This window comes from Desulfosporosinus sp. OT (assembly GCF_000224515.1).
GTDB lineage: Bacteria > Bacillota > Desulfitobacteriia > Desulfitobacteriales > Desulfitobacteriaceae > Desulfosporosinus.
The window spans coordinates 1-1,641 of sequence record NZ_AGAF01000181.1 but is presented as its reverse complement, the minus strand read 5'-3'; the positions used below and the strand labels follow the sequence as shown (position 1 = coordinate 1,641).

Here is a 1,641-nt window from a genome sequence, read left to right as displayed (position 1 = left end):
GGGAGGGTATATTAAAAAGTGATGATTCTTTAAGAGTCTATGATCCTAATAAAAAGTATCTTTCTACTCAAGATGGTATAAATGATGTTGGATATTTCTGGTGGGGTATTGAATTGGCAATGGATCATTCTTTAACAAATACAGTAGTTTATCTAATGAAACAGCAGGCAGCTGCTATAGCTATTCAAGGTGCTATTATTGGCGCAATTTATATGCCTACTGGAGTCGTCGCTGGAATTGTTGCTGTCATAATTGGCATGATTGCGGAGACTATATCGTACGTGGATGATGGCTACGGAGTTTGGATGGACTTTACTGATTATTATGTGTTTCTAGAGATGGGAGCGCAACCAGACGCGGGTTATTAAACAAATATTTCTATATATAAATAGAGGCTATAGTTCTAATTTTATAGCTTCTATTTATATTAATGACTCTACTGCAAAATCGAGAGATTTTATCTAAATCGCTTCTATTAGTTTCTATTGCTTAATGAGCAGAATGCAACCTACCGGAACAAAGGCGGTAAGAAACTATGTTATGCGGTGAACCTTACAGAAACCTGCGCGGATAAATATCGGTTCAAGTAATTAAGCATTATAATGCTCCTAATACGGCGAGTGACATCATAATGCTTAAGGGGAACCTTCTGAGTCTTACAGAAAAGCTGGGGATTAAAGACCTCTACACAATGGAGACATTGAATGCAGAAGAGATCCGCATGAAAATAACAAACCGGGAAGACCGGAAGGAATCCACAGTAAAAAGGCGGCCATTGAAGCAACGAACTCAGTATTAAAACGAGCCGACAGAGCTAGCAAACTGAAGGTTGAAGGTTCGAGGGATCAAGAAAATGTGTAAGCTAGTGATGGGGACGTGTAAACCCTAAAAAACAATGTTCCTTATGCATAAAGAGATTTTAGAAAAGAGTAGAAGTTCGCCGATTCCACGATATCCCAACGACCGGAGATTGAGGATAACTAGATCTTTCGGCACTAGATCATTAATAGATATTTTTTTAAAGTTTGGAGTTGAATATAATAGAAATAGATGAAGCTAGTAAAAAAAAATATGTGAAAACTATTATTTTATTAATTATATTTTTTGCAGTCTCTGGTTGTTCAGAAAATGAAGCCAGTTGGAATATAGAAAAACTACATATAAAGGAAGCATGGAAAATAACAAAAGGTTCCAACCAAATAATTGCATTTATTGACACGGGTATTTGTCCGGCATTAAAAAATAAGTATGAAAATAGAATTGTTAATGCATATAATGTTCTAAAGAACAATTCTGATGTGACCGATGTAAACGGGCATGGCACTCGAATGATTAGTGTTGCATGCGCTTCTGGAGATGATGGGATTTGGGGGATTGCTCCTGAGACAAAAATTATGCCGATTTGTGTAATGGATATTTATGGGCATACTTCACCAGAAAACCTCGCTAAGGGAATAATATGGGCAGTGGAACACAATGCAACTATAATTAACTTAAGTTTAGGAGGGGATCAGGAAGACCAAGATGTTATAAAAGCAATTGAATTAGCAACCAGCAAGAATATATATGTTATTGCTGCAGCAGGTGATTATAGTGATTCCAATCTATTGTTTCCTGCAAATTTATCCTCCGTTATTTCTG

At 36.6% G+C, this 1,641-nt stretch carries 3 protein-coding genes; all 3 read left to right on the top strand.

Features of this window, described 5'->3' with window-relative positions; genetic code table 11:
* Positions 1 to 368: hypothetical protein (locus DOT_RS30635; protein WP_009621775.1), on the top strand; the 368-nt coding region annotated here is incomplete at its 5' end.
* Positions 369 to 631: 263 nt separating this feature from the next.
* Complete coding sequence (locus tag DOT_RS30630) at positions 632 to 799, top strand: hypothetical protein (RefSeq protein ID WP_009621773.1); 168 nt, start codon at positions 632 to 634, stop codon at positions 797 to 799.
* Between the two features lie 232 nt (positions 800 to 1,031).
* A partial coding sequence (locus tag DOT_RS17955; protein ID WP_040412727.1) for a S8 family serine peptidase occupies positions 1,032 to 1,641 on the top strand: 610 nt, incomplete at its 3' end.